Genomic DNA, 23,411 nt, shown 5'->3' with positions numbered 1-23,411 from the left:
CGAGGGAACCGCCCTCGCCCCGATCCACGGAGGACCTCCATGCACTCCCCCGCTCCCCACCACCGGGCCGCCGACACGGACCCCGCCTCGGCCGTCCCCTCGCCCGCTCCTGCCGCGCACGCAGCGACCGCGACCGAGCCCGAGCCGTCGACGCCCGACGCCGTCCTGCGTGCGCGCGGTCTGCGCAAGTCCTACGGGAAGGGCGAGAGCGTCGTGCGGGCGCTGGACGGCGTCGACGTGGACATCGCCCGCGGCGGGTTCACCGCGATCATGGGCCCTTCCGGCTCCGGGAAGTCGACGCTCCTCCACGTGCTCGCGGGCCTCGACGCCGTCGACGCGGGCTCGATCGAGATCGACGGCACCGAGATCACCGGCCTCGGCGACGACGCCCTGACCCGTCTGCGCCGCGACCGCATCGGCTTCGTCTTCCAGTCCTTCAACCTGCTGCCCATGCTCACGGCGGAGCAGAACATCCTGCTTCCCCTGGACCTCGCGGGCCGCCGCGCGGACCGCGCCTGGCTCGACACCATCACCGGCGCCTTCGGCATCGGCGACCGCCTGGACCACCTGCCCTCCCAGCTCTCGGGCGGGCAGATCCAGCGCGTGGCGATCGCACGGGCGCTGGTCACCTCCCCCGCCGTCGTCTTCGCCGACGAGCCCACGGGCAACCTCGACTCGACGACCACCGAGGAGGTGCTGGACTTCCTGCGCGTGAGCGTCGACGAGTTCGGGCAGAGCGTCGTCATGGTCACCCACGAGCGCGACGCCGCCGAGCGCGCCGACCGCATCATCACCCTGGCCGACGGCCGGATCAGCGCCGACGAGGTGCTGCGATGAGCCGCCGCATCCGCCTCACTCCGCCCCGCAGGCACCTCGCGGCGCTCATCACCGTCGCCCTCGCCAGCGGCTTCGTCGCGATCATGCTCATCGCGGCGAACCTCATGACCACCTCCCTCTCCGCAGGGGTCGAGCAGCGCTACGAGGGGGCCGACGTCGTCATCGGCGACGAGGACCAGGACGCGGCTCCCGCCGACGGCTCCTCGTCGGATGCCGACTCCGCGACGACGGCTCCCGAGGTCCCGCACGCCCGCGCCGTCTGGCCCCTGTCCGAGGGGTACATGCAGCTGGACGCCGGCTCGGGACGCACGGCCTTCCTGCAGCAGCAGAGCGATCCCCCGCACGAGGTCGAGCCGCTCGAGCTGACCGCCGGCCACGACGCGAACTCCGCGCACGAGGTGGTCCTCGACCAGGCGGCCGCCGAGCAGCTCGGCGTCGGCGTCGGCCAGAAGGTCGAGATCCCCGCGGAATCGCGCGCGGACGGCAAGCCGGGCGACCTCGAGCTGACCGTCTCCGGCATCAGCGCGAGCGGCACCGCCACGGCGCTCGGCGCCACCCCCGTCGTCCACGTGAACTCCCACAACCAGGACACGCTCATCGCTCCGGGCACCACCAGCACGTGGCTCGCGGCGCTGGAGCCGGGCACCGATCCCGATCAGGTCGTCTCCGCCCTGGAGGACGACTCCCTCTCCGCGCTCACCGCCCAGCAGGCGATCGACGACGGCGTCTCGGACGTCATGCAGGGCTTCGACGCCCTGGCGATGGTCTTCGTCGTGTTCGTCGTGATCGCCCTGGTCACGAGCGCGGTCGTGGTGGCGAACACCTTCGCCGTGACGCTCGCCCAGCGCACCCGCGCCCTCGCGCTCCTGCGCACCCTCGGCGCGACCCGTCGCCAGGTCGCCCGCACCGTGCTGCGCGAGAGCGCCCTGGTGGGCCTGGTGGGTGCGGTGATCGGCGCGCTCGGCGCGCACGTGCTGGCCCAGGCGCTGCTGGCGGCCGCCGCCGGGCTGGGCCTGCTCGACGGACTGCTGCTCGTCCCGATCTCGGCGCTGTCGCTGATCGTGCCCGTCGTCGTCGGGGTCGCCCTCACGGTGCTCGCGGGCTTCGGGCCGGTGCGCGCGGCCGTGCGCGTCGCGCCGTTGCAGGCGCTGCGTCCTGCTCCCCCGGCCCTGCACCGGCGCCTCGGGGCCCGCGGTGTCCTAAGCCTCGCGGCGGTCGCCCTGGGGCTGCTGGCACTGGTCGGCGCGGTCGCGGTGTCCTTCACGGGCAGCGTGGGCCTCGGCGTCGCGGTCGGGCTCCTCGGCGGGGTCGTGAGCTTCGCCGGACTGCTCGTGGGCCTCGTGGTGCTCACGCGGCCGCTGACCCGGTTCGCCGGCGCGCTCGCGGCGAGGATCGGCGGGCTTCCGGCGCGGATCGCGGGTGCGAACACCTCGCGCAACCCACGGCGCAGCGCGGCCACGGTCGCGGCCCTGCTCATCGGCACCACGCTGATGACGATGATGGCCGTGGGCGCCCGCACCACCGAGTCCACGCTCACCACGGAGCTCGACAGCCGCAAGCCCATCGACTCCGTCGTCACCGCCGAGAAGCTCCCCAAGGACGCCCTCACCGAGGTGTCCGAGGTGCCCGGCGTGGCCCACGCCTCCGCGACCGAGCACGGGGACGTCGAGGTCGGGGCCGACGAGCCGATGACCCTGTACGCGGCGACCCCCGCGCAGATGCGCGAGGACTCCCACCGCCCCGACCTCGCCGACTCCCTCGAGGACGGCACCGTGCTGCTGGGCGAGGAGCGCGCGGAGCGCTTCGGCGTCCACGACGGCCAGGTGCTGCAGGTCGACGGGGCCGACGGCGCCTCGCACGAGCTGCGCGTGAAGGTGGACTCCAACCTGCAGATGTCGATCGTCACCCCGAGCACCCTCACGGCGCTCGTCGGGAAGGACGCCCAGCCCGCCCTGTTCGCGGCCTTCGCCGAGAAGGGATCCGCCGCGCGCGAGGGCCAGGACGCCATGGGCATCGTCACCGGCATCCAGGACACCCTCGCGCAGCACGGCGCCCCGGACGCGCAGGTCGACGCCGCCGGCGTCGAGCGCGAGAGCTACGGGCAGATCCTCACGGTGCTGCTGGGCATCACCGTCGCGCTGCTCGCCGTCGCCGTGCTCGTCGCCCTCGTCGGCGTCGCGAACACGCTGAGCCTCGGGGTGATCGAGCGCACCGGGGAGAACGCCCTCCTGCGGGCCCTGGGCACCACGCGCGGCCAGATGCGCGCGATGCTCGCCTGGGAGGGACTGCTGCTGGCCCTCGTGGGAGCGGCGGTCGGGATCGTGCTCGGCTCGGTCTACGGGGTCCTGGGGATCGCGACGATCCTGGGCGGGCAGTTCCCGCTGCAGGTCACGATCCCGTGGGGGCAGATCGCACTGGTCCTCTGCCTCGCGCTCGCGGCGGGGCTGCTGGCCTCGGTGCTGCCGGGCCGTCGGGCGGCGCGCACGGCCCCGGCGCAGGCCCTCGCCTCGGCCGACGAGTAGTCGGGACCGTCCCGGTGGACTCCGGCCCTCGCGGCGTCAGCCGCGGGGGCCGCGTCCGTTCTTCGCATCCTCGTCGTCGAACGGGAGCGGGGTCGCGCGCACGAGCATCAGCAGCACCACGAAGGTCGCGATCGCCAGCAGCATGCCGATCCCGCCCACGACCACGATGGCGGCACGCAGCATGCTCGCCGCGACGAGCGCCTGGAACAGCTGCCAGGTGACGCCGAAGCCGAGCCCGAAGCGGCCACGGCGCGAGAGCGAGAGCGCGGCGAGGCCGACCGCGATCGCGAAGAGCAGGATGAACACGGCCAGGCCGATCGCGAGGGACGCGCCGACGTCCTGCGAGCCGACCCGCGTGATCATGAAGCCGCCGAGGAGGAGCAGGCACAGCGCCTCGGCGCCCAGCAGCACGGTCCCCAGGCGCCGCGCGCCCGGTCGGTCCTCCGTCGTGGCGGGACGCGGAGCATTCCCGCGGGGCGAGGGGGACGAGGATCCGGAGGAGGCCATGTGCTGCACCCTACCGACGCGCGCCGCACCGGGAGCGCCCCGTAGCAGTCCCCGGGCGCTCACGGCGCTGTGGGAAGTGCCACCCAGGTCGTGCCCGTGCGCTCTTGTCCCCCACCGCGAGGCCTCCGACAATGGAGGGAACCCAGGATCGGCCGCTTCGGCATCGGTCCGCCCGTAGATCCGTATCGCCTTGCCGAAGGCGACCACCTGCCGCGCCGTGGCTCCCGAGCCGCTGCGGGGTGACCGGAAAGTGAGTAGCAGATGGATTGGCGCCACCGCGCGGAATGCCTGACCCAGGACCCCGAGCTGTTCTTCCCGATCGGGAACACGGGTCCCGCGATCACCCAGATCCAGGAGGCCAAGGCGGTGTGCCAGCGCTGCGACGTGATGACCTCCTGCCTGAAGTTCGCCCTCGAGTCCGGCCAGGACTCGGGCGTGTGGGGAGGCCTCTCCGAGGACGAGCGCCGATCCCTCAAGCGCCGCAACGCGCGCGCTCGCCGCGCCGGCTGACCCGGCCACCGCAGCTTCCACGACGGGCGATCCCTCCGGGGGTCGCCCGTCGTCGCATGTCAGGACTCCGCGAGGACCGTCGGACGCGGGCGGCCGACGGACACCGCCTCAGGCGTTCGCGGCATCCACGCTGACGGGGTCGAGGTAGACGTCGATCGTCGCCCGGGTGCCGCCCTCGGGACGGTTCTCCCAGTCCAGCGTCCCCCCGAGCTCGCCCTGCACGAGGGTCTGGGCGATGTTCGTGCCGAGCCCGGTGGGCTGGGCGGACTTCATGCCCGCGCCGTCGTCCTCGATGTGGATCACGAGGTGGCTGCCGGTGCGCTCCGCGCGGATGGTGAGCGTGCCGCCGGTCTCCGAGAGCCCGTGCTCCACGGCGTTGGTCGCGAGCTCGGTGACCACGAGCGCGAGCGGGGTCGCCTCCTCCGGCCGCACGGAGCCGACCTTGCCGACGCGCTGGGTGCGCACCTCGACCTGGTGCGGGTCCGTGACGTCGGCCCCCTCGCGGTGCACGGTCGCGCTCGCGGCGTCGACGGCGAGGCGCAGGCAGCGCTCGATGACCTCGTCGAAGAAGACGGCCTCCTCGCTGCCCTGCAGCATCGACTCGTGGACGAGCGCGATGGTGGCGACCCGGCGCTGCGCCTCGGCGAGCGCGTCGCGGGCCTCGTCGCTCTTCATCCGCCGCGACTGCAGGCGCAGCAGGGCGGCCACGGTCTGGAGGTTGTTCTTCACCCGGTGGTGCACCTCCCGGATGGTCGCCTCCTTGGTGATCAGCTCGCGCTCGCGGCGGCGCAGCTCGCTGACGTCGCGCACCAGGATGATCGCGCCGTCGCGCTTGCCGCCTGCGGTCAGCGGGATCGCTCGCAGCGAGAGCGTCCCGCCGCGGGCCTGCATGTCCGAGCGCCAGGCCGCGCGCCCCATGAGCACGAGCGGCAGCGACTCGTCGACGGGCGCGCGCGTCTGCAGCAGCTCCGTGGTGAGCTCGGCGAGCGTGCTGCCGGTCATGTCACCGGCGACGCCGAAGCGATGGAAGGCCGACAGCGCGTTCGGCGACCCCCAGATCATCACGCCCTGCGCATCGAGCTCGACGATGCCGTCGCCCACGCGCGGCGCACCGCGGCGCGGGGGGATCGGGGCTCCGGCGATCGGGTAGGCGCCCTCCCCCATCATCCGCAGCAGCCGCTCGCCCAGCTCGTGCTGGCGGGTCTCGTTGCGGCTGGGCTCGCCGGCGGGCACAGGGGCCTCGATGGTGAGCACGCCGATGGTCTGCCCCTCGTGGCGGACGGGGGCGAGCTGGCGCAGCGCCTCCTGGCCCTCCCGCATCACCACAGCGGGCTCGAAGTACGGCTCCTCGCCGTCCAGGACCGCGCGCACCAGCGGCTTCTCCTCGGGGTCGGCCTCGATCCCCACGGGGTCCTCGTAGTAGACGGTGGCGCCGGTCGACGGCCGGCAGTGCGCGACCGCGAGCGCGCCGGCCGGCGTGCGGACCCACAGAACGAGGTCCGCGCGCAGCAGGTCCGACAGCAGGGCCCAGTCCCCCACCAGGAGCTGCAGCCACTCGGAGGTCTTCTCATCCATGTCCGGCACGTCGGAGAGGTACTTGGCGAGACTCGGCATACGGCCAGGATAGGTCCTGTGCAGGGGTGCTCCGCGCGGGTGCCCGGCTCCGGACTCCCGCACGGGCCGCCCCGGCGGGGACGAGGCGGGGAAGAGACGTGGACGAGGCGGGGACGAGGCGGTCAGCGGGCCGGCCCAGCTGGCATAGTGGGAGCATGCGCCTGAGCGAGAACCTGAACCTGCCGATGCCGCCCGAGGCGGCCGCGGCGATGTACGCCGATCCCGCCTACACCCGGATCCGCGGCCGCACCCTGCACGCGGAGTCCGCGACCTCGGAGGTGGAGGGGGATCCTGCCGGCGCCTTCACCGTCACCACGCATCTCGAGCTGGCCACCGAGGGCATCCCGGACATCGCCCGCTCGCTCGTGGGCAGGAGCGTGAAGATCCTCGAGGTGCAGTCCTGGCAGGCCCCTGCCGAGGGCGGTGCGCGCCTGGGCACCATCGAGCTGACCGTGCAGGGCGCCCCCGCCTCGATGCACGGGAATCTCAAGCTGCGGCCCGCCGGGGAGAACTCCGCCGTGAGCATCGACGGGGACTTCACGGCGAAGGTCCCGCTGCTGGGCGGCCGGCTCGAGAAGGCCGCGCTGCCGTACGTGACGAAGGTGCTGCGGGCCGAGGAGCGCTCGGCCGAGGACTACCGCAGCGGCGCCTCCGCGTAGTCGAGCGCAGCGGGCAGCTCGCTCGCATCGAACCAGAGCAGCGCGGGGTCGGTGTCGTCGACCTCGGCCGCCGCGGCGTCGAGCTCAGTGGCGTGAGCGCTCGCGATCACGAGGGCGCCCTCGCGGGCGAGGCGCAGCCCGAACGCTCCGCCGACCTCGCTCGCGTCGGCCAGGGAGGCGTCCGGCACGTCGCCGGCGAGGACCAGCGCCCGCATCCGCGGGTCGACCTGTCCCAGCGCGCTGAACACGGCGTCCTGGAGCGCGTCGTACTCGAGCTCCTCGACGTCCTCCTCCGCGCGCTCGGCGCGGGCGGCATCGGAGACGCCCCAGACGAGGCGCCCCGTCTCGAGCGCGATCCGCGCGGCGCCGGAGCGCAGGGCGTCATGATCGGCGGGTCCGACGGGCGCGAAGATCCTCATGGCTCTCATCCTGCCACGCCGGCGCCCGCGCGCTCCGGGTCCGCGCCGCCCGCGTCGGCGGCCTCCGCGACGGCTCCGCTCCCCTCTCGCTCGTCGGCGGCATGCTCCGCGCGCACCCGGGCGGCGAGGTCGCGCAGTCCCCTGCGCAGGGGACTGCGCGGCGCCGCCTCCGCGAGCAGCGCGCCGTCCCAGGCGGCGCGGCGGCAGGTGGTCGCCTCCTCCGGCAGGATCGTCACGGAGGCCACGTCCATGCGCGAGCGCAGCAGCTCCTCGACCCTCTCCCCGCGTGCGGGCGGCCCCGCGCGGTTGATGACCACGTGCAGCGGCCCGGCGCCGATCTCGTCGAGCCGCTCGCGCTCCCTCACCAGGCGCGTGATCGAGACCGGGTCGGAGGAGACCACGGCGAGCAGCACGTCGGCGCGGCGCACGGCGCTGAGCGACGCCGCGCAGCGCTGCGGGGCCGCGGTGTCGTAGCTGAGGTCCTCGTCCTCCTCGAGAGGGGCCCCGACGTCCACGACCACGGCGCCGCCGCGGTCCGCGAGTGCCTCCCAGACGTCCTCGAGGGAGCTGCGGTGGACCTCCGCCCAGCGGGCGGGCACGCCGATTCCGCTGAGCAGGTGGAGACGCCCGCGCACCGCGGGGACGAGCGCATCGAGGGTCTCGTCGTCGAGCGTGCCCCGGGCGGCGGCGCGGCAGGCCGCCACGAGACCCGGGGACTCGTCGAGGACGCCGAGCATCTGGCTGAGGGAAGGTCCGTGAGTGTCGGCGTCCACGAGCACGGTCGGCTCGCCGGCGTCGGCGAGCTCGGCCGCGAGGTTCACGGCGACGGTCGAGCGGCCCGGCGCGCCTCCCGGCCCCCAGGTCACGATCAGCGGCGCCCGCTGCGGCGGCAGGTCCTCGAGACCATCGGCGGTGTCCTGCACCCACGCGTCGCCGGCGGACTCCTCCTCCGACTCGGGCCGCAGGGCGCGCTCGCATGCCTCGAGCAGCTCCTCGACGTCGGCCGAGGCGTCCACGACGATCCGCAGGCCGAGCGAGGTGCGGGCCGCCGCACCCTCCTCGCTGCGCAGGCCGACGACGCCCGCCCCGCCCCGCAGCATCTCGGCGGCGGCCTCGCGGTCCAGACCCCGCACGGCGAGATCTATGACGACGACGTCGCCGATGCCGGCGGCCACGACGGCCGCCGTCTCGGCGAGATCGGCGCAGCGCCGCACGATCCGCGCCCTCCCGGAGGACCCCCGGGCCACGTCGTGGACGATCCTCACCTCATCGCGCCCGGAGGCGCACAGCACGATGTCGATCATGAGCCGGCCTGCTGGTCGCCGGGCACGCCGATGACGTCCATCCTGTCGCCGGATCCCAGGGCCTCGAGCACCTCGGGGAGATCGTCGGCCGGGACGAGCACCTCGACGCTCATGGACCGCATGCCCAGGGTGCTGCCCTCGAACACGCGACGCACGGTGGCGCCGTCCACGAGCTTCTCCGCGAGGGCATCGCTGTCCTGCTCGTCGGCCGCTGTGCGCCAGAGCTCGACGGGACGGCCCGGGCTCACGGAGTCCGCGACCGCGCTGTCGACGGGGATGACGACGGGGCGCAGGTCGCCCCCGCCTCCCTGGCCGATCGCGGAGACGGGCAGCAGCTCCCCGGAGTGCACGGACTGCAGGGCCGTGGACCCCTCGGGGATGTCCCCGGGCGAGGAAGCGTAGCGCGCGGACTGGTCGCCGAGGCGGACCTCGGCCGTGGTGAAGGCGTCGGGGCCGATCTCATCGCCGACCACCACCTCGTCGCGCGCGACGAGCACCGTCGTGGTCGCCGAGGCGCGCGAGGCGAGCAGGGCGCCCAGCAGCACGCTGAGGACGACCAGCAGGATGCCGACGAGGAGGCGCGGATCCTTCCAGCGAGGTCGGCGCAGGCGCATGAGAGAAGGGGCAGGGGGCACGAGAGCTACCTCCGGGGAGCGGGCGGGGCCGGCGGACTCAGGGGATCCGGCCCTCGAGCGAGAGGCTACGGCACTGCTCGTCCACGCGCCGCCCGCCGATCGATCCTGTGGACGACGAGGCACCGAGCGGAGCACTGTCCGGCGTCCGCGACCACTCGTCCACAATGCTCAGGATCCGAGAGCGCACGGGTGCGACAATGAGGCCCTTCCCCTTCCGAGGAGACCCATGACCACGCGTTTCATCCCGCTCTCCGACGTCGCCGAGCAGCTCTCGATCTCCGCGTCCCAGGCCTATGCCCTGGTGCGCTCCGGCGAGCTGCGCGCGATCAAGGTGGGCGGTCGCGGGCAGTGGCGCGTCGAGCTCTCGGAGCTCGAGGCGTACATCGAGCGCTCCTATGCCGCCACGGAGACCTTCCTCGAGCAGGAGCGCACGGAAGCGCCGCAGACCTCGTCGGCCCCGCACCGCAGCGAGCGCTGACCTGATCAGTCCGGCCGCTGCGCGGTGAGCGAGAGGATCCCCGAGAGCAGGATCGTCACCCCGCGCGCCCCGGAGGCCGGGCGCTGCTCGCCCGAGGGCAGCAGACGGAGATCCAGGGCGTCCTGACCCACGCCCGAGATCCGGCCCTGCATCTCCCCCGCCGCCGTGCGCACGTGCACGAGCGCACGGTCCCGTGCGAGTGCCCGCAGCGCCGTGCCGAGCCCCGGGGGGCGAAGTCGCGTGCTGCCTGGTTCGCGCACACGATCAGGCAGGTCCTCGAGCAGCACGATCGCGCCGAGCACCGCCCACGTGGAGCGCGCGTCGGCCCGGGACCGCAGCCGCACCCAGTCGGCGCCGACCTCGACGATCTCTCCCCCGACGACCGCACCGTCGCGCAGGTGCGCCCGGATGTCATGCCCCACCGCGCCGCGCAGGCGATCGAGGACGAGCACCTGCGCGCGCTCGGCGCGCGTGAGCTCCTCGGTGACCGCGCGCCGCTCCTCGCTCTCGAGGTGGTCCATGCGCGATTCGAGGTCCTCGAACATCCGCTCCAGGCTCATCCGCCCACTCTAAGCGCTGCCACGAGCACGTTTGCGCTTCACATCACATCGCGATAGATTCCCGCACATCGCTTCATACGACAGCAAACTGCATCAAATGACATGGATGAACGCGTACTCACGACATCGGCGGTCTGCCGGTGCGCATGGCGAGGGGACAAGATGAGCACGACGGACCGACCGAGCACGCACGTGACGCCCAGGGCGACCGGTCGGCGCGCCGCGCTGGCCTTGCCGCTGATCGCCATCGCCTCGCTCGCCGCCGGCGCGGTCCTCCTGAGGGCGGCCGCCGCCCTGCAGGTCGAGGCGCGCTCGAGCTACGGCACCGACGCGCTCATGGCGCTCGTGCTGCTCGCGGTCGCGGCCCTCGGCGTCCTGCTGTGCGCGTACCTCGCCCTCGTGCACGCCCTCGCTGCCGTGGTGGTGCTGCGAGGGGCCGATGCCGCGGGCTCGAGAGCGCTGCTGCGGGCGCTGCGCGTGCTCGCGCCGAGCCTCGCCTCCCGCGCGCTGGCGACGCTCGCCGTGACCACGGCGGCCGCCGGTCTCCTGGCGGGGCCCGCGCAGGCCCAGGGCACGCCGGTCGGGGTCACGAGCGCGGCGGGGTCGACGGCCTCTCTCACCTCGGCGCCCGCCGAGGCTCCGCTGATGCGCCTTCCCGGCTCGCAGGATCCACCGCCCGAGCACACGGATCACACCCCCTCCGCCCAGCTGCCCGCCGAGCCCGACGCACCGTCGCCCGAGGAGCCCACGGATCAGCCGGACGCCGGCGGCGAGGAGCTCCCGGGCCTCGGCTGGGGCGATCAGGAGGCCCCCGCGGACGGCCAGGACACCCCCGCCGGGTCCGGCGCCACCGGTGCCGATGACAGCAACGCCGATGACAGCAGCTCCGATGACAGCGGGCGGCCGGACACCCTCACGGTGGTCGTGAAGGACGGCGATTCGCTCTGGTCGATCAGCGATGACCTCATGGGCGTCGGCCCGGACTCCCCCGAGGAGATCTCAGCGGCCTGGCCCGAGCTCTTCGCCGCGAACGCCGACGTCATCGGCCCCGACCCCGACCACATCGAGCCCGGACAGGTGCTCACCGTCCCCGATGCCCTCCCCACCTCCCAGGAGAACTCATGACCACGACGGACGGCCTCGTGCCCACCGATCAGCAGCTCGTCGCGGGCGTGGATCCGCGCGACCCCGAGGACGGCCTCCGGCTCGTGGAGAGCGTGGCCCGCTGCGCGGTCGAGATCGTGCGCGACTCCCGGCCGGTGAGCACGCTCTCCCGGCTGGTCACCCCGGAGGTCTCGGCCTATCTGGCGCGGCGCGCGGCGCTCACCCGCAGGATCCGCGGCCTCACCGGCCGCACTCCGCGCGTGCGCCTGGCGATCTCCGGGACCCGCACCTGCGTGGTCACCTCCGGGGTCGTCGAGGCGAGCACCGTGGTGCGCGACGCCGACCGCGCACGATTCCTCGCCATGCGCTGGGAGCTGCGGCACACCGGGTGGAGGGTCACCGTTCTGGAGGTCGGCTGACCCTCCCCCGGGGCGTCAGGAGCGCTTGGCGCGCCGCCCGCGCGAGGGACCGCTGGTGTTCCCGCCGGACGCCGTGGGCGAATCGGAGCCGCGCGCGCTCGAGGAGCCCTGCGCGCTCTTCGAGTCCTGCTTGCGCTGCTGACGCTCGCGACGTCGGCGCTCGGCCCTCGAGAGCGAGGAGACGTCCTGGGCGCCGGAGCCCTCGGCCGAGGAGTAGCGCAGCTCGCGTGCGCTCGGCCCCTCGTCCAGTCCCTTCGCCCGCAGCGTCACGGAAGGGGCCGCGTCCGCCGCGTCGTCCGCCGGCTCGCCGTCTGCCGTCCCGTCCTCGGCCGTCCCGTCCTCGCCCGAAGCGTCCTCGGACGCCTCCGACGCGGGGGTCCCGGCGAGGGCGCCGACCGCGCCGGCGGCCTTGGTCACCAGGTCGGAGACGGACTGCGGCACGACGGGAGCGGGCTGGACCTGCACCTCGAGGTTGAAGATGTACCCGACCGCGTCCTCCTTGATGCCCGCGATCATGTCGCTGAACATCAGGTGGCCCTCGCGCTCGTACTCGATGAGCGGGTCGCGCTGGGCCATGGCGCGCAGGCCGATGCCCTCCTTGAGGTAGTCCATCTCGTAGAGGTGCTCGCGCCAGCGACGGTCCATGACCGACATCAGCACGCGGCGCTGCAGCTGGTCCATCGCGTCCTCGCCGAGCTCGGCCCGACGGTTCTCGTAGGCCAGGTGCGCGTCGGAGAGGATCTCCTCGCGCAGGGTCGCGGCGTCGAGGTTCTCCTTGCCGCCGTGCTCCTCGACGAGCTCCTCCGCGGAGATCGAGACGGGGTAGGTGGGTCGCAGGGTGCCCCAGAGCTCCTCGAGGTCGACGTCCTCGGGGGTGACGCCGCGCGTGGCCGCGTCGACCGCACCGCCGATGACCTCGTCGATGTAGCGCCCGACGTGCTCCCCGAGGTCCTCGCCCTCGAGGATGCGGGTGCGCTCCTCGTAGATCTTCTTGCGCTGCTTGGTGAGGACGTCGTCGTACTTCAGGACGTTCTTGCGGATCTCCGCGTTGCGCGACTCGATGGACTGCTGGGCGCGCTGGATCGCGGAGGAGACCATGCGGCCGGTCAGCGGGACCGACTCGTCGACGCCGCCGCGGGCCAGCAGGGTCTCGGCCGCGCCCGCGTTGAACAGGCGCATGAGGTCGTCCTGCAGCGAGAGGTAGAAGCGGGACTCGCCCGGATCGCCCTGGCGGCCGGAGCGGCCGCGCAGCTGGTTGTCGATGCGCCGGGACTCGTGGCGCTCGGTGCCCAGCACGTAGAGGCCGCCGGCCTCGACGACCTCGTCGTGCTGCGCGGAGACCTGGGACTCGGCCTCCGCGATCGCGTCGTCCCACGCCTCCTCGTAGGCCTCGGAGTCCTCCTCCGGGTCCAGGCCGCGCTCCTTGAGCGCGCGGTGGGCCATGAACTCCACGTTGCCGCCGAGCATGATGTCGGTGCCGCGGCCGGCCATGTTGGTGGCGACCGTGACGGCGCCCTTCGCGCCGGCCATGGCGACGATCGCGGCCTCCTGCGCGTGGTTCTTCGCGTTGAGGACCTCGTGGTCCACGCCCTGGGCCTTGAGCAGCTTCGCGAGGTACTCGGACTTCTCGACGCTCGTGGTGCCCACGAGCACGGGCTGACCCTGGTGGTGGCGGGAGACGATGTCCTCGACGACCGCGTCGAACTTGGCCTTCTCGGTGCGGAACACCTTGTCGACCTGATCCTTGCGGATCATGTCCTTGTGGGTCGGGATCGGCACCACGCCCAGCTTGTAGGTGTTCATGAACTCGGCGGCCTCGGTCTCGGCCGTGCCGGTCATGCCCGACAGCTTCTCGTAGAGCTTGAAGTAGTTCTGCAGGGTGATCGTGGCGAGCGTCTGGTTCTCGGCCTTGATCGCCACGCCCTCCTTGGCCTCGATGGCCTGGTGCATGCCCTCGTTGTAGCGGCGACCGGCGAGGATGCGGCCGGTGTGCTCGTCGACGATGAGCACCTCGCCGTTGAGGACCACGTAGTCCTTGTCCTTCTTGAACAGCTCCTTGGCCTTGATGGCGTTGTTCAGGAAGCCGATCAGGGGGGTGTTCAGGGACTCGTAGAGGTTGTCGATCCCCAGGTGGTCCTCGACCTTGTCGATGCCGGTCTCGAGCACGCCCACGGTGCGCTTCTTCTCGTCGACCTCGTAGTCGCGGTCGCGGCGCAGCAGCTGGACGACCTTCGCGAACTCCGCGTACCACTTGTTGGCGTCGCCGGAGGCGGGGCCCGAGATGATGAGCGGCGTGCGGGCCTCGTCGATGAGGATCGAGTCGACCTCGTCGACGATCGCGAAGAAGTGGCCGCGCTGGACGCGCTCGTCGGCGCTCAGCGCCATGTTGTCGCGCAGGTAGTCGAAGCCGAACTCGTTGTTCGTGCCGTAGGTGATGTCCGCGGCGTACTGCTCGCGGCGCTCCTCGGGCTTCTGCCCGGAGACGATGCAGCCCGTGCTCAGCCCCAGGGCGCGGAACACGCGTCCCATGATGTCGCTCTGGTAGGAGGCGAGGTAGTCGTTGACCGTGACCACGTGCACGCCCTTGCCCGCGAGGGCGTTGAGGTAGGCGGGGAGGGTCGCGACAAGGGTCTTGCCCTCACCGGTCTTCATCTCGGCGATGCGACCGCGGTGCAGCGCCGCGCCGCCCATCACCTGCACCTCGTAGGGGCGCTGGCCCAGGGTGCGGCTCGCGGCCTCGCGCACGGCGGCGAAGGCCTCGACCTGGATGTCGTCGAGGGTCTCGCCGTCCTCGAGGCGCTCGCGGAAGCGCACGGACTCCTCGCGCAGCTCCTCGTCGCTGTAGTCCTCGTAGATCGCGGCCGCGTCGTCGACGCGACGGGAGATGGTGGTGAGCCTGCGCAGCTCGCGGCCTTCGCCGGCGCGCAGGATCGTGTCGAAGAGGTTGACCACTCGTGCTCCTCGGGGTGGACCGTGACCGGCCCGGTTCGTCTCGTCCGCCCGGGAGGGCGGATGGTGTTCCGGCCCGCGGGGCGGGTCGGCAGTGCGCGGACGCCGACGGCCCCGGAGGGCGCGGCGCCGCCCCATCCTACGTGCCCTCTCCTGCGAGCGCCGTGCCACAGGGCACACGGCGGGGCGGGGATCCGAGGACGTCTACGACAGCATCTCCGCGAGCGCGGGGGCGAGGTCGCCGACGCCGAGCACCTCGATGCTCGTCAGGCCCTGCCAGCGCGCGGCGCGGCCCAGCTCCTCGGCGAGCGCGGGAGCGACCTCGTCGGCGCCCGGCACGCTCTCGCGGGCGCTCATCGTGGGCAGCGGCTCGAGGTGCGCCTCGCAGACCTCGAGGACCCCGCGCCGGCGGTCGCTGCGCAGGTCCACGCGGGCGACGATCCGATCGTCGAGCAGGAAAGGAAGGGCGTAGTACCCGTGGGTGCGCTGGGCGCGCGGCGTGTAGATCCCGATCCGGTACTCGACGTCGAAGAGGTCGCGCAGGCGGGGACGGTGGAAGGCGACGGGGTCGAAGGGGCTCACGAGGGCGGCCGCGGTGACGGGGGCAGGCCGCGGCGCCTCGTGGTGCAGCAGCAGCTGGAGGTCCTGGGATCCGCGGCGCACGGTGACCTCCCGCAGGGTCCCGGTCGCGACCATGTCCCGGATGTGCGGGGCGACCTCGGCGGCGCGCAGCCGGAAGTAGTCGGCGATATCGGCCGGGGAGGCGATCCCAAGCGCCTTCGCGGCGCGGCGCGTGAGCTCTCCCTGCGCCGCCGACGGGTCCGGGTCGCTGCCCGCGCCCTCCGCGCCCGTCACATCCTTCCGGCCCTCCGGGTCGGAGGACGAGGCGTGGTCCGGCAGCGGCGCGCCCGCGTCGGCCGCATAGAGCCGCTCGAACTGGGCGCTGCGCCCGACGCAGTCCACGTGACCGGCGCGGAAGAGGTACTCGACGAGCCACTGCGTGTCCGAACGGCGCCATCCCCAGCCCTCGGCGGGCTTCTCGTCGTCGCCGACGAGGCGGGCGACGGCGGCGGCGCTGATCGGCCCGTGCTCGGCGATGACGTCGAGCACGCGGCGCATCGCCCCGGCGTCCGACCCGGCGGCGCGGCGCACGGCGCCCCAGTCCCTGCGCGCGGCGCGCTCGCGGCGGAAGCCCAGCAGGGAGTGGACCTCGGCGGTCGTGAAGGCGGCCTCGTGCGCGAGGGCCTCCTGGACGAGACGCCCGCGGCCTGGCCGGCTCGCACGGTCCAGGACGTCCACGTCCCAGCAGCCGCGCCGGGTGAACACGGGCATGTGGTGGGCCCGGGCGAACACGCTCACCGAGTCGATCTGCAGCAGGTGGGTGCGTTCGAGGGTCCGCTCGAGGCTGCGCCGGCTCGCGGAGCGCGCGGGCAGGTCGTCGGCGCGGCGGCCGCCGATGCCCTGCGCGCGCAGGGCGATGCGGCGGGCGGATCTCCAGCTCAGTCGCTCGGGCATGGATCCGATCCTAGGAGCAGGGTGGGACAGAACGGCGCTGCACGCGGCTCCGCCCGCCGCGGGGAGCGCGACGGGCGGAGCATGCGGGGGTCGATGGTCGGTGGCGCACTGCGCGGCGCGCAGGGCGCTGGTCTCTCAGGCGCTGCGGGCGGCGAGCTCGTCCTCGGGGTCGATGTCGAGGGCGACCTCCTCCACGCGCTCGAGCTCGATGACGCCGTAACTCCATCCCTTGCGGCGGTAGACCACCTTGGGGTTCCCGGTCGCCTCGTCGATGAAGAGGTAGAAGTCGTGGCCCACGAGCTCCATGCGGTTCAGGGCATCGTCGATGCTCATGGGGGCGGCCTTGTGCTTCTTCTCGCGGATCACGACGGGGCTCTCGTCGGCCGCCTCGCTGGTCTCGTCCTCGTCCGCGGCCGCGGGGGCCTCGTCGGCCGACGCCGCGGCCACCGAGTCCTCGGGGAGCAGCGGGATCTCCCCGGTGTGCCCCATGGTCCGCACGCTCTCGGCGCCGTGCCCGCGGGAACGGCCGCGGCGATGGTCCTTGCGGCGGTCGCGGGCGCGCCGCAGGCGCTCGAACAGCTTGCCGTAGGCGACGTCGAGCGCGCCGTAGAGGTCATCGGCCCGGGCTTCCGAGCGGATCACGGCGCCGTCGTCATGCACGGTGATCTCCACGCGGGCTGCCTGATCGGCCTGGCGCGGGTTGCTCTCCTCGGAGAGCTCCACGTCCACCCGCATGACCGCGGGTGCGAGCTGGGTGACCTTCTCGAGCTTCTCCGACAGATGGCGGTGGAAGCGCTCCGGGACGTCCATGTGGCGTCCGACGACGTTGATCTCCATGAGGTCCTCCTCATTCGAACGAACGCGGCCGATGATCAGCCCGGCCGCATTGGCTGGTCCGACTGCCACCTCCTCGTGCGAGGGATCCACTCGTCCGCTGCGAGCGTGACGTACAGCATGGCACGGAATCCTGGGTGACGTCAGGGGAACGTCCGAGTGGCGGGCAGACGCGCAGAGGCCACCACGACCGCCCCGACGACCCCGATGCCCAGCCGCCCGAGCGCCTCGGCGCTCGCCCGCAGAGTCGCGCCCGTGGTCACCACGTCGTCCACGAGGATCACCGGTGCGCCCTCGCGCCGCGTGCGCGACAGCGCCCCGCCGCGCACGGCGAGGTGGCGCCGACGGCGCTGACGCGCCGTGCGTCCCTCCTGCCCCTCGCCGAGCCTGCCGCGCAGCGCCTCCCACGGCAGGCCCGTGCGGCGCGAGATCGCGGAGGCCAGCTGGGCGGTGTGGTCCTCCCCGCGCCGCACGCGGGATCCGAGCCTGCTGGGCACCGGCACGAGCACGGGCGCGGCAACGGGATCGGGATCGGGACTATGGCCGAACTCCCCCGCCGCCGCCTCCGCGAGCGCCCGGGCCGCCGGGGCGAGGCCCCGTGCGAGGAGCGGGACCAGGTGGGCCCTGCCGCCGTTCTTCCACGCCAGCACCAGGTCCTGGAGGGGCCCCGCGTACTCTCCGAGCGCCATCACCGGCAGCAGCGCGCGATGGTCCACGCCCGCGGGGGCGCCGTCCTCCCCCGCGCGGACCCGGACGTCCTGCACGATCTGCAGCGCATCGCAGACCGCCTCCACCCGGCGGGCCTCGGCGGCGAGCAGCGCGGCGCAGTCCTCGCACAGCAGGCGCCCCTCGCTGCCGCAGGGGCACTCGAGCGGCACGAGCAGGCCGCAGGTCTCGCGCACGATCGCGCCGAGCAGCGCCGCGGCGCGGGTGGGGTCCGTCATCCGTCCAGCACAGCACCCGTGTCGTCGCCCTGCCGGAACCGGGCTCAGACTGTGGACGAAAGGCCTCTGGGGAGGACCGGCAACCGGCACCCGGCAGCGCGCCCGCCGCCCGACGTCAGGAGAAGCGTCAGTAGAAGGAGGGGTCGCGCGCGTCCATGTCGACGTCGCCCCAGGAGGATCCCTCGACGCGCAGCAGCCGGCCGTCGCTCGTGGTCGCCCACACGGCGACGGTCACCCCGGTGCCCGCCACCCAGTCGACCGTGGCCGGCGGCGCGGGCAGGCGATCTCCGTCCTCCTGCAGGCCCATGATCTGGGCCCGTGGCGCCGCGCTCTCCGTGTCCTCGCCCAGCAGCAGCACGGTGGACTCGTCGTACCAGGTGGCCATGCGCAGGGAGGAGAGGGCGGTGGGCAGCTGCACGGGCTCGGCGAGGGCGCGGGGGACGCCGTGCTCGTCGCGCACCACGGCGCTCAGGTCCAGGCGCGGGGTGCCGTCGTCGCTCGAGAGCACGAGCACGCGGGTGGCGTCGGCCGCGATGTCGAAGGAGAGCAGCCGGCGGCCGTCCAGCCAGCTCGCGTCGACCTTCGCGTCCTCCTGCGTGCTGCGGCTGGACAGGGCGAGCAGCGCGCCCGAGGCCGTGCGCGTCGGCGACCACACGAAGCCCGCGTCGTCGATCCGCGGGGGCAGCAGGTCCGCGCCGACGGCCACCTCCCGACGGGGGATGCTGCCGTCGCTCGAGCACAGGACCACCGCGGAGCGGTCCTTGCGCAGGGCGGCCGCGAGCGGGGAGGCCTGGGACATCGCCGGGGCGTGCACGGTCTCCTTCGCCAGGGCGGGGATCATCTGCTCCGCCTTCGCCCCGGCGCCGACGTCCGCGAGGGAGACGACGCCCTGCGCTCCGGCGGCGATCGGCCGGTGTCCGGGCAGCGCCCGCGAGGGCCCGTCGGCGGGAGGCTCGAGGTCCTTCCCCTCGCGCAGCAGCTTCACGTCCGAGAGCGCAGGCACCGAGCGCAGCGTCGCCTGGATCTGGGCGATCGCGAGATCGCGCGCGTCCGCGCCGAGAGAGGTGATGGTCCCGGGCAGCTCGAGCTGGAGGACGCCGTCGCCGCCCGCGCTCACGGGCGCCGAGCCCAGGTGCGCGCTCTCGGGGATCGCGGTGCGCACGGCCTTGGTGAAGGGCGCGGTGGGACCGGACTCGAGCGCGCTGAGGGCCGAGGCGGTGACGTCGCGCGCGAAGAACCAGCGCGGATCGGGCACCAGGTGGATCTGCCGGGGGTCGAGGAAGTAGAGGCGCACGGCGCGGAACAGCAGGGAGAACGCGGAGTCGGAGAGGAAGATGCCGGCGGGCGGATCGCTGATCCGCCACTGCCCGTCCTCCTTCACCACGCCGAGCTCGACCTCGCGCGCGCTCGCGCCGCCGTAGAGGGTGCGCACGCCCGCGCGGTCGACGTGCCCCACGGCCTGCACGCTCAGCCGCACGCTCGAGCGGTCCACGACGGTGATCGCGAGCTCGGTGCCCGCCGAGTACAGGGTGACCCCCGCCGCGGGGTCCCAGCTCGCGCGGGCCGCGGAGGTGAGGTACTGGCGGGCGACGCCGAAGTCGTCCTCGGGGCCGACGCCCGCGAGCACGAAGCCCGAGACGATCTGCTCGGGGCTCGCGCCATCGGCCGGTGGCTGCGGCTGCACGTAGGGGACGTCGGAGGCCGCGGCCCCGGAGAGGCTCTCGCGGTGCACGTCGCCCGAGGTGGGGATGCGCGCGCACGCGCCGAGCGCGAGCGCCGTCCCCAGCAGTCCCGCGCCGCGCAGCAGTCCGCGTCGACCGATCTCACGCATCGTCGTCCGCCTCCGTGTCCTCACCGAGGGACGGCAGCGCGTCGGCCCGCACGGGGATCTCTCCGGTGACCGTGCCGACGCTCGCCTGGCCGCGGTCGAGCCCGGTGAACGAGCGCTCGAGGGCGAGCGGCGAGCGCGCGATCTGGGTGCCCGGCCGGCGCGGGAGGGTCAGGCGGAACACGGCGCCCTGGCCCTTGCGTCCCCAGGCCTGCAGCCAGCCTCCGTGGAGGTGGGCGTCCTCGAGGGAGATCGCCAGGCCCAGCCCGGTCCCGCCCAGGGTGCGGGCGCGCGAGGGGTCGGCGCGCCAGAAGCGCGCGAAGACCCGCTCGGCCTCCTCGGGGGTGAGACCGACGCCGAAGTCCTGGACGATGACGGCGACCGCCTGGTCGTCGGCCCCCGTGCGCACGACGACGGGCCGGCCGGCCCCGTGCTCGATGGCGTTGGTGAGCAGGTTGCGCAGCACGCGGTCGATGCGCCGGGAGTCGACGACCGCCTCGGTCGACAGCGAGGTCAGCTGGACGTCCAGCAGGGAGCCGCGCGAGCCCGCGAGGGGGCGCGCGTCCTCGGCGGCGCGCATGACGAGATTCCCGAGATCGTGGCGCCGAGCGTCGAGCACGGCGGCTCCGGCGTCGAATCGGGAGATCTCCAGGAGGTCCGCGAGCAGCGTGTCGAAGCGCCGCACCTGTGCGGAGAGCAGCTCGGTGGTGCGGGCGACCTCGGGCGTGAAGTCCTCGCGGTGCTCGTCGAGCACCGAGGTCGCCATGCGGATCGTCGTCAGCGGGGTGCGCAGCTCGTGGGAGACGTCGGAGACGAAGCGCTGCTGGACGCGGGAGAGCTCGGTGAGGTCTTCGATCTTCTGCTCGAGGTTGCTGGCCATGGCGTTGAAGGAGCGCCCCACCTTCGCGATCTCGTCGGACCCCGTGGCCTCGACGCGGCTGCCCAGGTCGCCGGCGGCGATCTTCTCCGCGGCGCTCGCGGCGCGCTGCAGGGGCGCGGTGACCAGGCGCGCGACGACGATCGCGATGCCCATGACCAGGGCGAGCATGACGGCGCCGCCGCCCATCAGGGCCCGCTGCACGAACTGCAGGGTCTGCTGCTCCTGGCCCAGTGAGTACAGCAGGAACAGGTCGTAGGTGCCGCTGCCGGGCACCACGACGCGGGTGCCCACGAGCAGCTGCGGCTCGGTCGCACCGGAGTCGTCGGGGCGCCCGACGCTGCGCCACACCAGCGCGTCCGAGCTCTCGGCGACCGATGTGCGCATGTCCGCGTCGACGAGGTCGAGCATCGCCCGGTCCGAGGCGATCGTGGAGGTCGCGCTCGTCGTGTCGACGGGCACCAGGGCCGCATCGCGTCGGGCCCCGCTGTCGGTGCTGCGCAGACCCTGGATGAAGCTCGCGGCCGCGTCCTGCGACTGGGTCGAGGTGGCGCCCGCGGTGCCGTTCAGGGTGTCCAGCAGGTCCTGGCGGATCGCCGTGGACTCCTCGAGCACCTGCACGCGGCGCTGCTCGTAGAGCCCGTCGGAGATCACGGAGGAGAGGTACGTGCCGACGCTCATCACCGAGATCGCCGCAAGCAGGATCGTCAGCGCCACCACGCGCACCGCGAGGCTCCAGCGCCGCGGATCCAGCCACAGGCGCGGGTGGGCGTAGCGGCTCAGCAGGAGGCGCAGCCGCTGCCACCCGGAAGGCTCCGTCGGCCCGCGCTCCTCGCCGCGCCCGCCCGCTCCGGTCCGATCCGCGGCGTCCATGGCCGTGATGCGCGCGCCCCGGGCGTCCAGGACGCTCAGGACGCGCCGCCCGCGCGGTAGCCCACGCCGCGCACGGTGACGACGATGCGCGGATGCTCGGGATCGATCTCGATCTTCGAGCGCAGGCGCTGCACGTGCACGTTGACCAGGCGGGTGTCGGCGCTGTGGCGGTACCCCCAGACCTCCTTGAGCAGGGTCTCCCGCGTGAAGACCTGCCAGGGCCGGCGGGCGAGCTGCACGAGGAGCTCGAACTCGAGCGGGGTCAGCGGGATCTTCTCGCCGTCGCGGCGCACCTCGTGCCCGTCGACGTCGATGGCCAGGTCGCCGACGCTCAGCTGCTCGGTGCTGGGCGCCTCGCTGCGCCGCACCCGCGCCTTGATGCGGGCGACGAGCTCATCGGGCTCGAAGGGCTTGGTGAGGTAGTCGTCGGCGCCCGCCTCGAGGCCCTCCACCACGTCGGCCGTGTCCGAGCGGGCGGTGAGCATGAGGATGGGGACCCCGGAGTGGCGGCGCAGGCGACGGCACACCTCGATGCCGTCCATGCCCGGGAGCATCAGGTCCAACAGGACGAGGTCGGGGTGGAGGCGGTCGAAGGCGTCCAGCGCGGAGGCGCCGTCGGCCGTGGTGACCACGTCGAAGCCCTTGCCCCGCAGCACGATGCCCACCATCTCCGCGATCGCATGATCGTCATCGACCACCAGGATGCGTGAGGACGTCGTCATGGGCTCATTGTGCCATTCGTCCCGTCGTCCGACGTGGACCGACGTCGTCGCAGGTCTCGACCATCGTCGTACCCGCCGCAGGCGCGCGGCACCGTACGGTGGGGCGGACGCCCGGCGGCCGACGCCCCGGCCGGGCAGCGCGACCACGGACCATCGAGGACGACGAGAGGTGAGCGACGTGACCGGACCGAGCGGACCCTGGAGCGCTCCCGGAGCAGGTGCTCCGACGCACCCCTCCCCCGCCTCCCCCGCGCCCGGCCCGTCGGACGCGCAGAGTCGTCCCGGCCCCGTGCAGCGCGAGCTCGTCCAGGCCGCGGGTCTGTTCCCGCTGCGTCCGCTGGGGGTCGGCGAGATCTTCTCCGCGGCCGTCGGCATCTACCGACGCCGCCCGAAGCTCGTGTTCGGCGTCAGCGCCATCGTGCTGGGCATCGCCTTCGTGCTCAACTCGGTGGCGGCGGGCATCGGCGTCGCCCCGACGGCCGTGCAGCTCCAGTCCGTCTCCCAGGACCCGACGGGGTCCTCGGGCGCGACCGAGCCGCTCGGCACCTCGCTCGCGGACATGTTCGCGACCATCGGCTCCTCCATGGTCTCGGGCGTGATCACCCTGATCGCCATGCAGCTGGTGCTCGTGGTCCTCACCCGGGTCACCCTCGCGGAGGCCGTCGGCTCCCGCGCGGACGACGCCTCCCTGCGCAGCTCGCTGCGCACGCACGGGCCGCGGGCCGTGCTCACGGCGATCCTCGTCTCCCTCATGGGCTTCGCGGCCTTCGCGGTGGTCTCCCTGATCGGCGGCCTGCCGCTGCTCCTCGTCCGCGAGGCGCACTGGTGGACGATCCTGCCGCTGCCGCTGTTCCTCGTCCTGGGGCTGCTGGCCTCGCTGTGGGTGTGGGCGCGCACGATGTTCTCGACCCCCGCGCTGGTCCTCGAGGACACGAGCGTGCTGGGCGCCGTGCGCCGCTCCTTCGCGCTCACCCGGGGCCGGCGACTGTGGCGCGCGCTCGGCATCGGCGTGCTGCTGACGGGCTCGTACACCCTCGTGCAGCAGGTGATCGGCGGAGTCTTCGGGACCGTCGGGATGATCATCTACGGGATCATCCTGCTGTCCACCCAGATGGCCGCGATCGTGCCGGGCATGATCATCCTGATGGTGATCTCGATGCTCGGCACGTACGCGGCCTCCGTGGTCGCCGTGCCGTTCTGGGCCTCGGGCCTCACCGCCCTGTACGCCGACCTGCGGATGCGCCACGAGTCCTGGGACATCGCGCTGCGGCGTGCGCAGCAGGACGCGGACGGCAGGTGAG

General features: G+C 73.5%; 21 protein-coding genes. 8 read left to right on the top strand and 13 right to left on the bottom strand.

Translation table 11 applies throughout. The features are described from left to right. Positions 1–39 precede the first annotated feature (39 nt). A complete protein-coding gene (locus MHY49_RS10780; RefSeq protein WP_239203976.1) occupies positions 40–837 on the top strand; it encodes an ABC transporter ATP-binding protein in 798 nt (265 codons plus the stop codon). Next, positions 834–3,359: an FtsX-like permease family protein gene (locus MHY49_RS10775; protein WP_239203975.1), complete on the top strand. Its 2,526-nt coding sequence runs from the start codon at positions 834–836 to the stop codon at positions 3,357–3,359. Before MHY49_RS10780 ends, MHY49_RS10775 begins: the two co-directional genes overlap by 4 nt. A 36-nt stretch (positions 3,360–3,395) precedes the next feature. Here MHY49_RS10775 and MHY49_RS10770 read toward each other — a convergent pair whose 3' ends face one another. After that, positions 3,396–3,866 carry a hypothetical protein gene (locus MHY49_RS10770; protein WP_239203974.1) on the bottom strand — a complete coding sequence of 157 codons (471 nt, stop codon included), beginning with the start codon at positions 3,864–3,866 and terminating at the stop codon, positions 3,396–3,398. Between the two features lie 261 nt (positions 3,867–4,127). On the opposite strand from MHY49_RS10770, the gene MHY49_RS10765 reads away from it, so the two are divergent. Further along, positions 4,128–4,376: a WhiB family transcriptional regulator gene (locus MHY49_RS10765; RefSeq protein WP_152354364.1), complete on the top strand. Its 249-nt coding sequence runs from the start codon at positions 4,128–4,130 to the stop codon at positions 4,374–4,376. 108 nt (positions 4,377–4,484) lie between these two features. On the opposite strand, the gene MHY49_RS10760 is transcribed toward MHY49_RS10765, so the two are convergent. Then, positions 4,485–5,990: a sensor histidine kinase gene (locus MHY49_RS10760; protein ID WP_228357953.1), complete on the bottom strand. Its 1,506-nt coding sequence runs from the start codon at positions 5,988–5,990 to the stop codon at positions 4,485–4,487. 155 nt (positions 5,991–6,145) lie between these two features. Here MHY49_RS10760 and MHY49_RS10755 point away from each other — a divergent pair, with 155 nt between their 5' ends. After that, positions 6,146–6,649 carry a DUF2505 domain-containing protein gene (locus MHY49_RS10755; protein WP_239203973.1) on the top strand — a complete coding sequence of 168 codons (504 nt, stop codon included), beginning with the start codon at positions 6,146–6,148 and terminating at the stop codon, positions 6,647–6,649. Here the strand turns inward: MHY49_RS10755 and MHY49_RS10750 are convergent. From MHY49_RS10750 to MHY49_RS10740, 3 genes are read right to left on the bottom strand one after another with little or no spacing between them, the layout of a single operon-like run. Then, positions 6,625–7,068 (bottom strand): hypothetical protein, encoded by a 444-nt coding sequence (locus MHY49_RS10750; protein ID WP_239203972.1) that lies wholly within the window; start codon positions 7,066–7,068, stop codon positions 6,625–6,627. The two genes, MHY49_RS10755 and MHY49_RS10750, sit on opposite strands and share 25 nt — an antisense overlap. A gap of 5 nt (positions 7,069–7,073) precedes the next feature. Next, positions 7,074–8,372 carry a P-loop NTPase gene (locus MHY49_RS10745; protein ID WP_239203971.1) on the bottom strand — a complete coding sequence of 433 codons (1,299 nt, stop codon included), beginning with the start codon at positions 8,370–8,372 and terminating at the stop codon, positions 7,074–7,076. Next, complete coding sequence (locus tag MHY49_RS10740; protein WP_239203970.1) at positions 8,369–9,007, bottom strand: SAF domain-containing protein; 639 nt, start codon at positions 9,005–9,007, stop codon at positions 8,369–8,371. The genes MHY49_RS10745 and MHY49_RS10740 overlap by 4 nt, the downstream gene beginning before the upstream one ends. Positions 9,008–9,233: 226 nt before the next feature. Here MHY49_RS10740 and MHY49_RS10735 point away from each other — a divergent pair, with 226 nt between their 5' ends. Further along, a complete protein-coding gene (locus tag MHY49_RS10735) occupies positions 9,234–9,485 on the top strand; it encodes an AlpA family transcriptional regulator (protein ID WP_228357948.1) in 252 nt (83 codons plus the stop codon). A gap of 5 nt (positions 9,486–9,490) precedes the next feature. Here MHY49_RS10735 and MHY49_RS10730 read toward each other — a convergent pair whose 3' ends face one another. Further along, a complete protein-coding gene (locus tag MHY49_RS10730) occupies positions 9,491–10,045 on the bottom strand; it encodes a hypothetical protein (protein ID WP_239203969.1) in 555 nt (184 codons plus the stop codon). A 162-nt stretch (positions 10,046–10,207) separates the two neighbouring features. On the opposite strand from MHY49_RS10730, the gene MHY49_RS10725 reads away from it, so the two are divergent. Together MHY49_RS10725 and MHY49_RS10720 are read left to right on the top strand one after the other, a co-directional pair. Continuing rightward, a complete protein-coding gene (locus MHY49_RS10725) occupies positions 10,208–11,170 on the top strand; it encodes a LysM peptidoglycan-binding domain-containing protein (RefSeq protein ID WP_239203968.1) in 963 nt (320 codons plus the stop codon). After that, positions 11,167–11,568, top strand: a complete 402-nt coding sequence (locus MHY49_RS10720) for an Rv3235 family protein (RefSeq protein ID WP_228357945.1) — start codon at positions 11,167–11,169, stop codon at positions 11,566–11,568. Before MHY49_RS10725 ends, MHY49_RS10720 begins: the two co-directional genes overlap by 4 nt. Positions 11,569–11,583: 15 nt before the next feature. Here the strand turns inward: MHY49_RS10720 and secA are convergent, their stop codons facing one another. From secA to mtrA, 7 genes are all read right to left on the bottom strand, one after another. Continuing rightward, the gene (gene secA / locus MHY49_RS10715; RefSeq protein ID WP_239203967.1) at positions 11,584–14,520 is read right to left on the bottom strand and encodes a preprotein translocase subunit SecA; all 2,937 of its coding nucleotides are present in this window, start codon (positions 14,518–14,520) and stop codon (positions 11,584–11,586) included. 201 nt (positions 14,521–14,721) lie between these two features. Then, positions 14,722–16,032, bottom strand: a complete 1,311-nt coding sequence (locus tag MHY49_RS10710) for a winged helix-turn-helix domain-containing protein (protein WP_239203966.1) — start codon at positions 16,030–16,032, stop codon at positions 14,722–14,724. A 135-nt stretch (positions 16,033–16,167) separates the two neighbouring features. Then, complete coding sequence (gene hpf, locus MHY49_RS10705) at positions 16,168–16,869, bottom strand: ribosome hibernation-promoting factor, HPF/YfiA family (RefSeq protein WP_200503091.1); 702 nt, start codon at positions 16,867–16,869, stop codon at positions 16,168–16,170. A 140-nt stretch (positions 16,870–17,009) separates the two neighbouring features. Beyond that, a complete protein-coding gene (locus tag MHY49_RS10700) occupies positions 17,010–17,810 on the bottom strand; it encodes a ComF family protein (protein WP_239203965.1) in 801 nt (266 codons plus the stop codon). Positions 17,811–17,937: 127 nt separating this feature from the next. After that, complete coding sequence (locus MHY49_RS10695) at positions 17,938–19,641, bottom strand: LpqB family beta-propeller domain-containing protein (RefSeq protein WP_239203964.1); 1,704 nt, start codon at positions 19,639–19,641, stop codon at positions 17,938–17,940. Further along, positions 19,634–21,388 (bottom strand): MtrAB system histidine kinase MtrB, encoded by a 1,755-nt coding sequence (mtrB, locus tag MHY49_RS10690; protein WP_239203963.1) that lies wholly within the window; start codon positions 21,386–21,388, stop codon positions 19,634–19,636. Before mtrB ends, MHY49_RS10695 begins: the two co-directional genes overlap by 8 nt. A 35-nt stretch (positions 21,389–21,423) precedes the next feature. Next, positions 21,424–22,110 (bottom strand): MtrAB system response regulator MtrA, encoded by a 687-nt coding sequence (gene mtrA / locus MHY49_RS10685; protein WP_200503088.1) that lies wholly within the window; start codon positions 22,108–22,110, stop codon positions 21,424–21,426. A gap of 169 nt (positions 22,111–22,279) precedes the next feature. Between mtrA and MHY49_RS10680 the strand changes: the two genes are divergently transcribed. After that, positions 22,280–23,410 (top strand): glycerophosphodiester phosphodiesterase, encoded by a 1,131-nt coding sequence (locus tag MHY49_RS10680; protein ID WP_239203962.1) that lies wholly within the window; start codon positions 22,280–22,282, stop codon positions 23,408–23,410. Position 23,411 lies beyond the last annotated feature (1 nt).

It is taken from the genome of Brachybacterium sp. ACRRE (assembly GCF_022346485.1).
Classification (GTDB): domain Bacteria; phylum Actinomycetota; class Actinomycetes; order Actinomycetales; family Dermabacteraceae; genus Brachybacterium; species Brachybacterium halotolerans.
The sequence above is the reverse complement of the archived record's forward strand: the minus strand, read 5'-3'. Positions and strand labels throughout refer to the sequence as shown.

Bases quoted from the DNA above. Each gene is read 5' to 3' on its own strand.
- MHY49_RS10780 (WP_239203976.1), top strand. From the start codon at position 40: ATGCACTCCCCCGCTCCCCACCACCGGGCCGCCGACACGGACCCCGCC.
- MHY49_RS10775 (WP_239203975.1), top strand. From the start codon at position 834: ATGAGCCGCCGCATCCGCCTCACTCCGCCCCGCAGGCACCTCGCGGCG.
- MHY49_RS10770 (WP_239203974.1), bottom strand. From the start codon at position 3,866: ATGGCCTCCTCCGGATCCTCGTCCCCCTCGCCCCGCGGGAATGCTCCG.
- MHY49_RS10765 (WP_152354364.1), top strand. From the start codon at position 4,128: ATGGATTGGCGCCACCGCGCGGAATGCCTGACCCAGGACCCCGAGCTG.
- MHY49_RS10760 (WP_228357953.1), bottom strand. From the start codon at position 5,990: ATGCCGAGTCTCGCCAAGTACCTCTCCGACGTGCCGGACATGGATGAG.
- MHY49_RS10755 (WP_239203973.1), top strand. From the start codon at position 6,146: ATGCGCCTGAGCGAGAACCTGAACCTGCCGATGCCGCCCGAGGCGGCC.
- MHY49_RS10750 (WP_239203972.1), bottom strand. From the start codon at position 7,068: ATGAGGATCTTCGCGCCCGTCGGACCCGCCGATCATGACGCCCTGCGC.
- MHY49_RS10745 (WP_239203971.1), bottom strand. From the start codon at position 8,372: ATGATCGACATCGTGCTGTGCGCCTCCGGGCGCGATGAGGTGAGGATC.
- MHY49_RS10735 (WP_228357948.1), top strand. From the start codon at position 9,234: ATGACCACGCGTTTCATCCCGCTCTCCGACGTCGCCGAGCAGCTCTCG.
- MHY49_RS10730 (WP_239203969.1), bottom strand. From the start codon at position 10,045: ATGAGCCTGGAGCGGATGTTCGAGGACCTCGAATCGCGCATGGACCAC.
- MHY49_RS10725 (WP_239203968.1), top strand. From the start codon at position 10,208: ATGAGCACGACGGACCGACCGAGCACGCACGTGACGCCCAGGGCGACC.
- MHY49_RS10720 (WP_228357945.1), top strand. From the start codon at position 11,167: ATGACCACGACGGACGGCCTCGTGCCCACCGATCAGCAGCTCGTCGCG.
- MHY49_RS10710 (WP_239203966.1), bottom strand. From the start codon at position 16,032: ATGCCCGAGCGACTGAGCTGGAGATCCGCCCGCCGCATCGCCCTGCGC.
- hpf (WP_200503091.1), bottom strand. From the start codon at position 16,869: ATGGAGATCAACGTCGTCGGACGCCACATGGACGTCCCGGAGCGCTTC.
- MHY49_RS10700 (WP_239203965.1), bottom strand. From the start codon at position 17,810: ATGACGGACCCCACCCGCGCCGCGGCGCTGCTCGGCGCGATCGTGCGC.
- MHY49_RS10695 (WP_239203964.1), bottom strand. From the start codon at position 19,641: ATGCGTGAGATCGGTCGACGCGGACTGCTGCGCGGCGCGGGACTGCTG.
- mtrB (WP_239203963.1), bottom strand. From the start codon at position 21,388: ATGGACGCCGCGGATCGGACCGGAGCGGGCGGGCGCGGCGAGGAGCGC.
- mtrA (WP_200503088.1), bottom strand. From the start codon at position 22,110: ATGACGACGTCCTCACGCATCCTGGTGGTCGATGACGATCATGCGATC.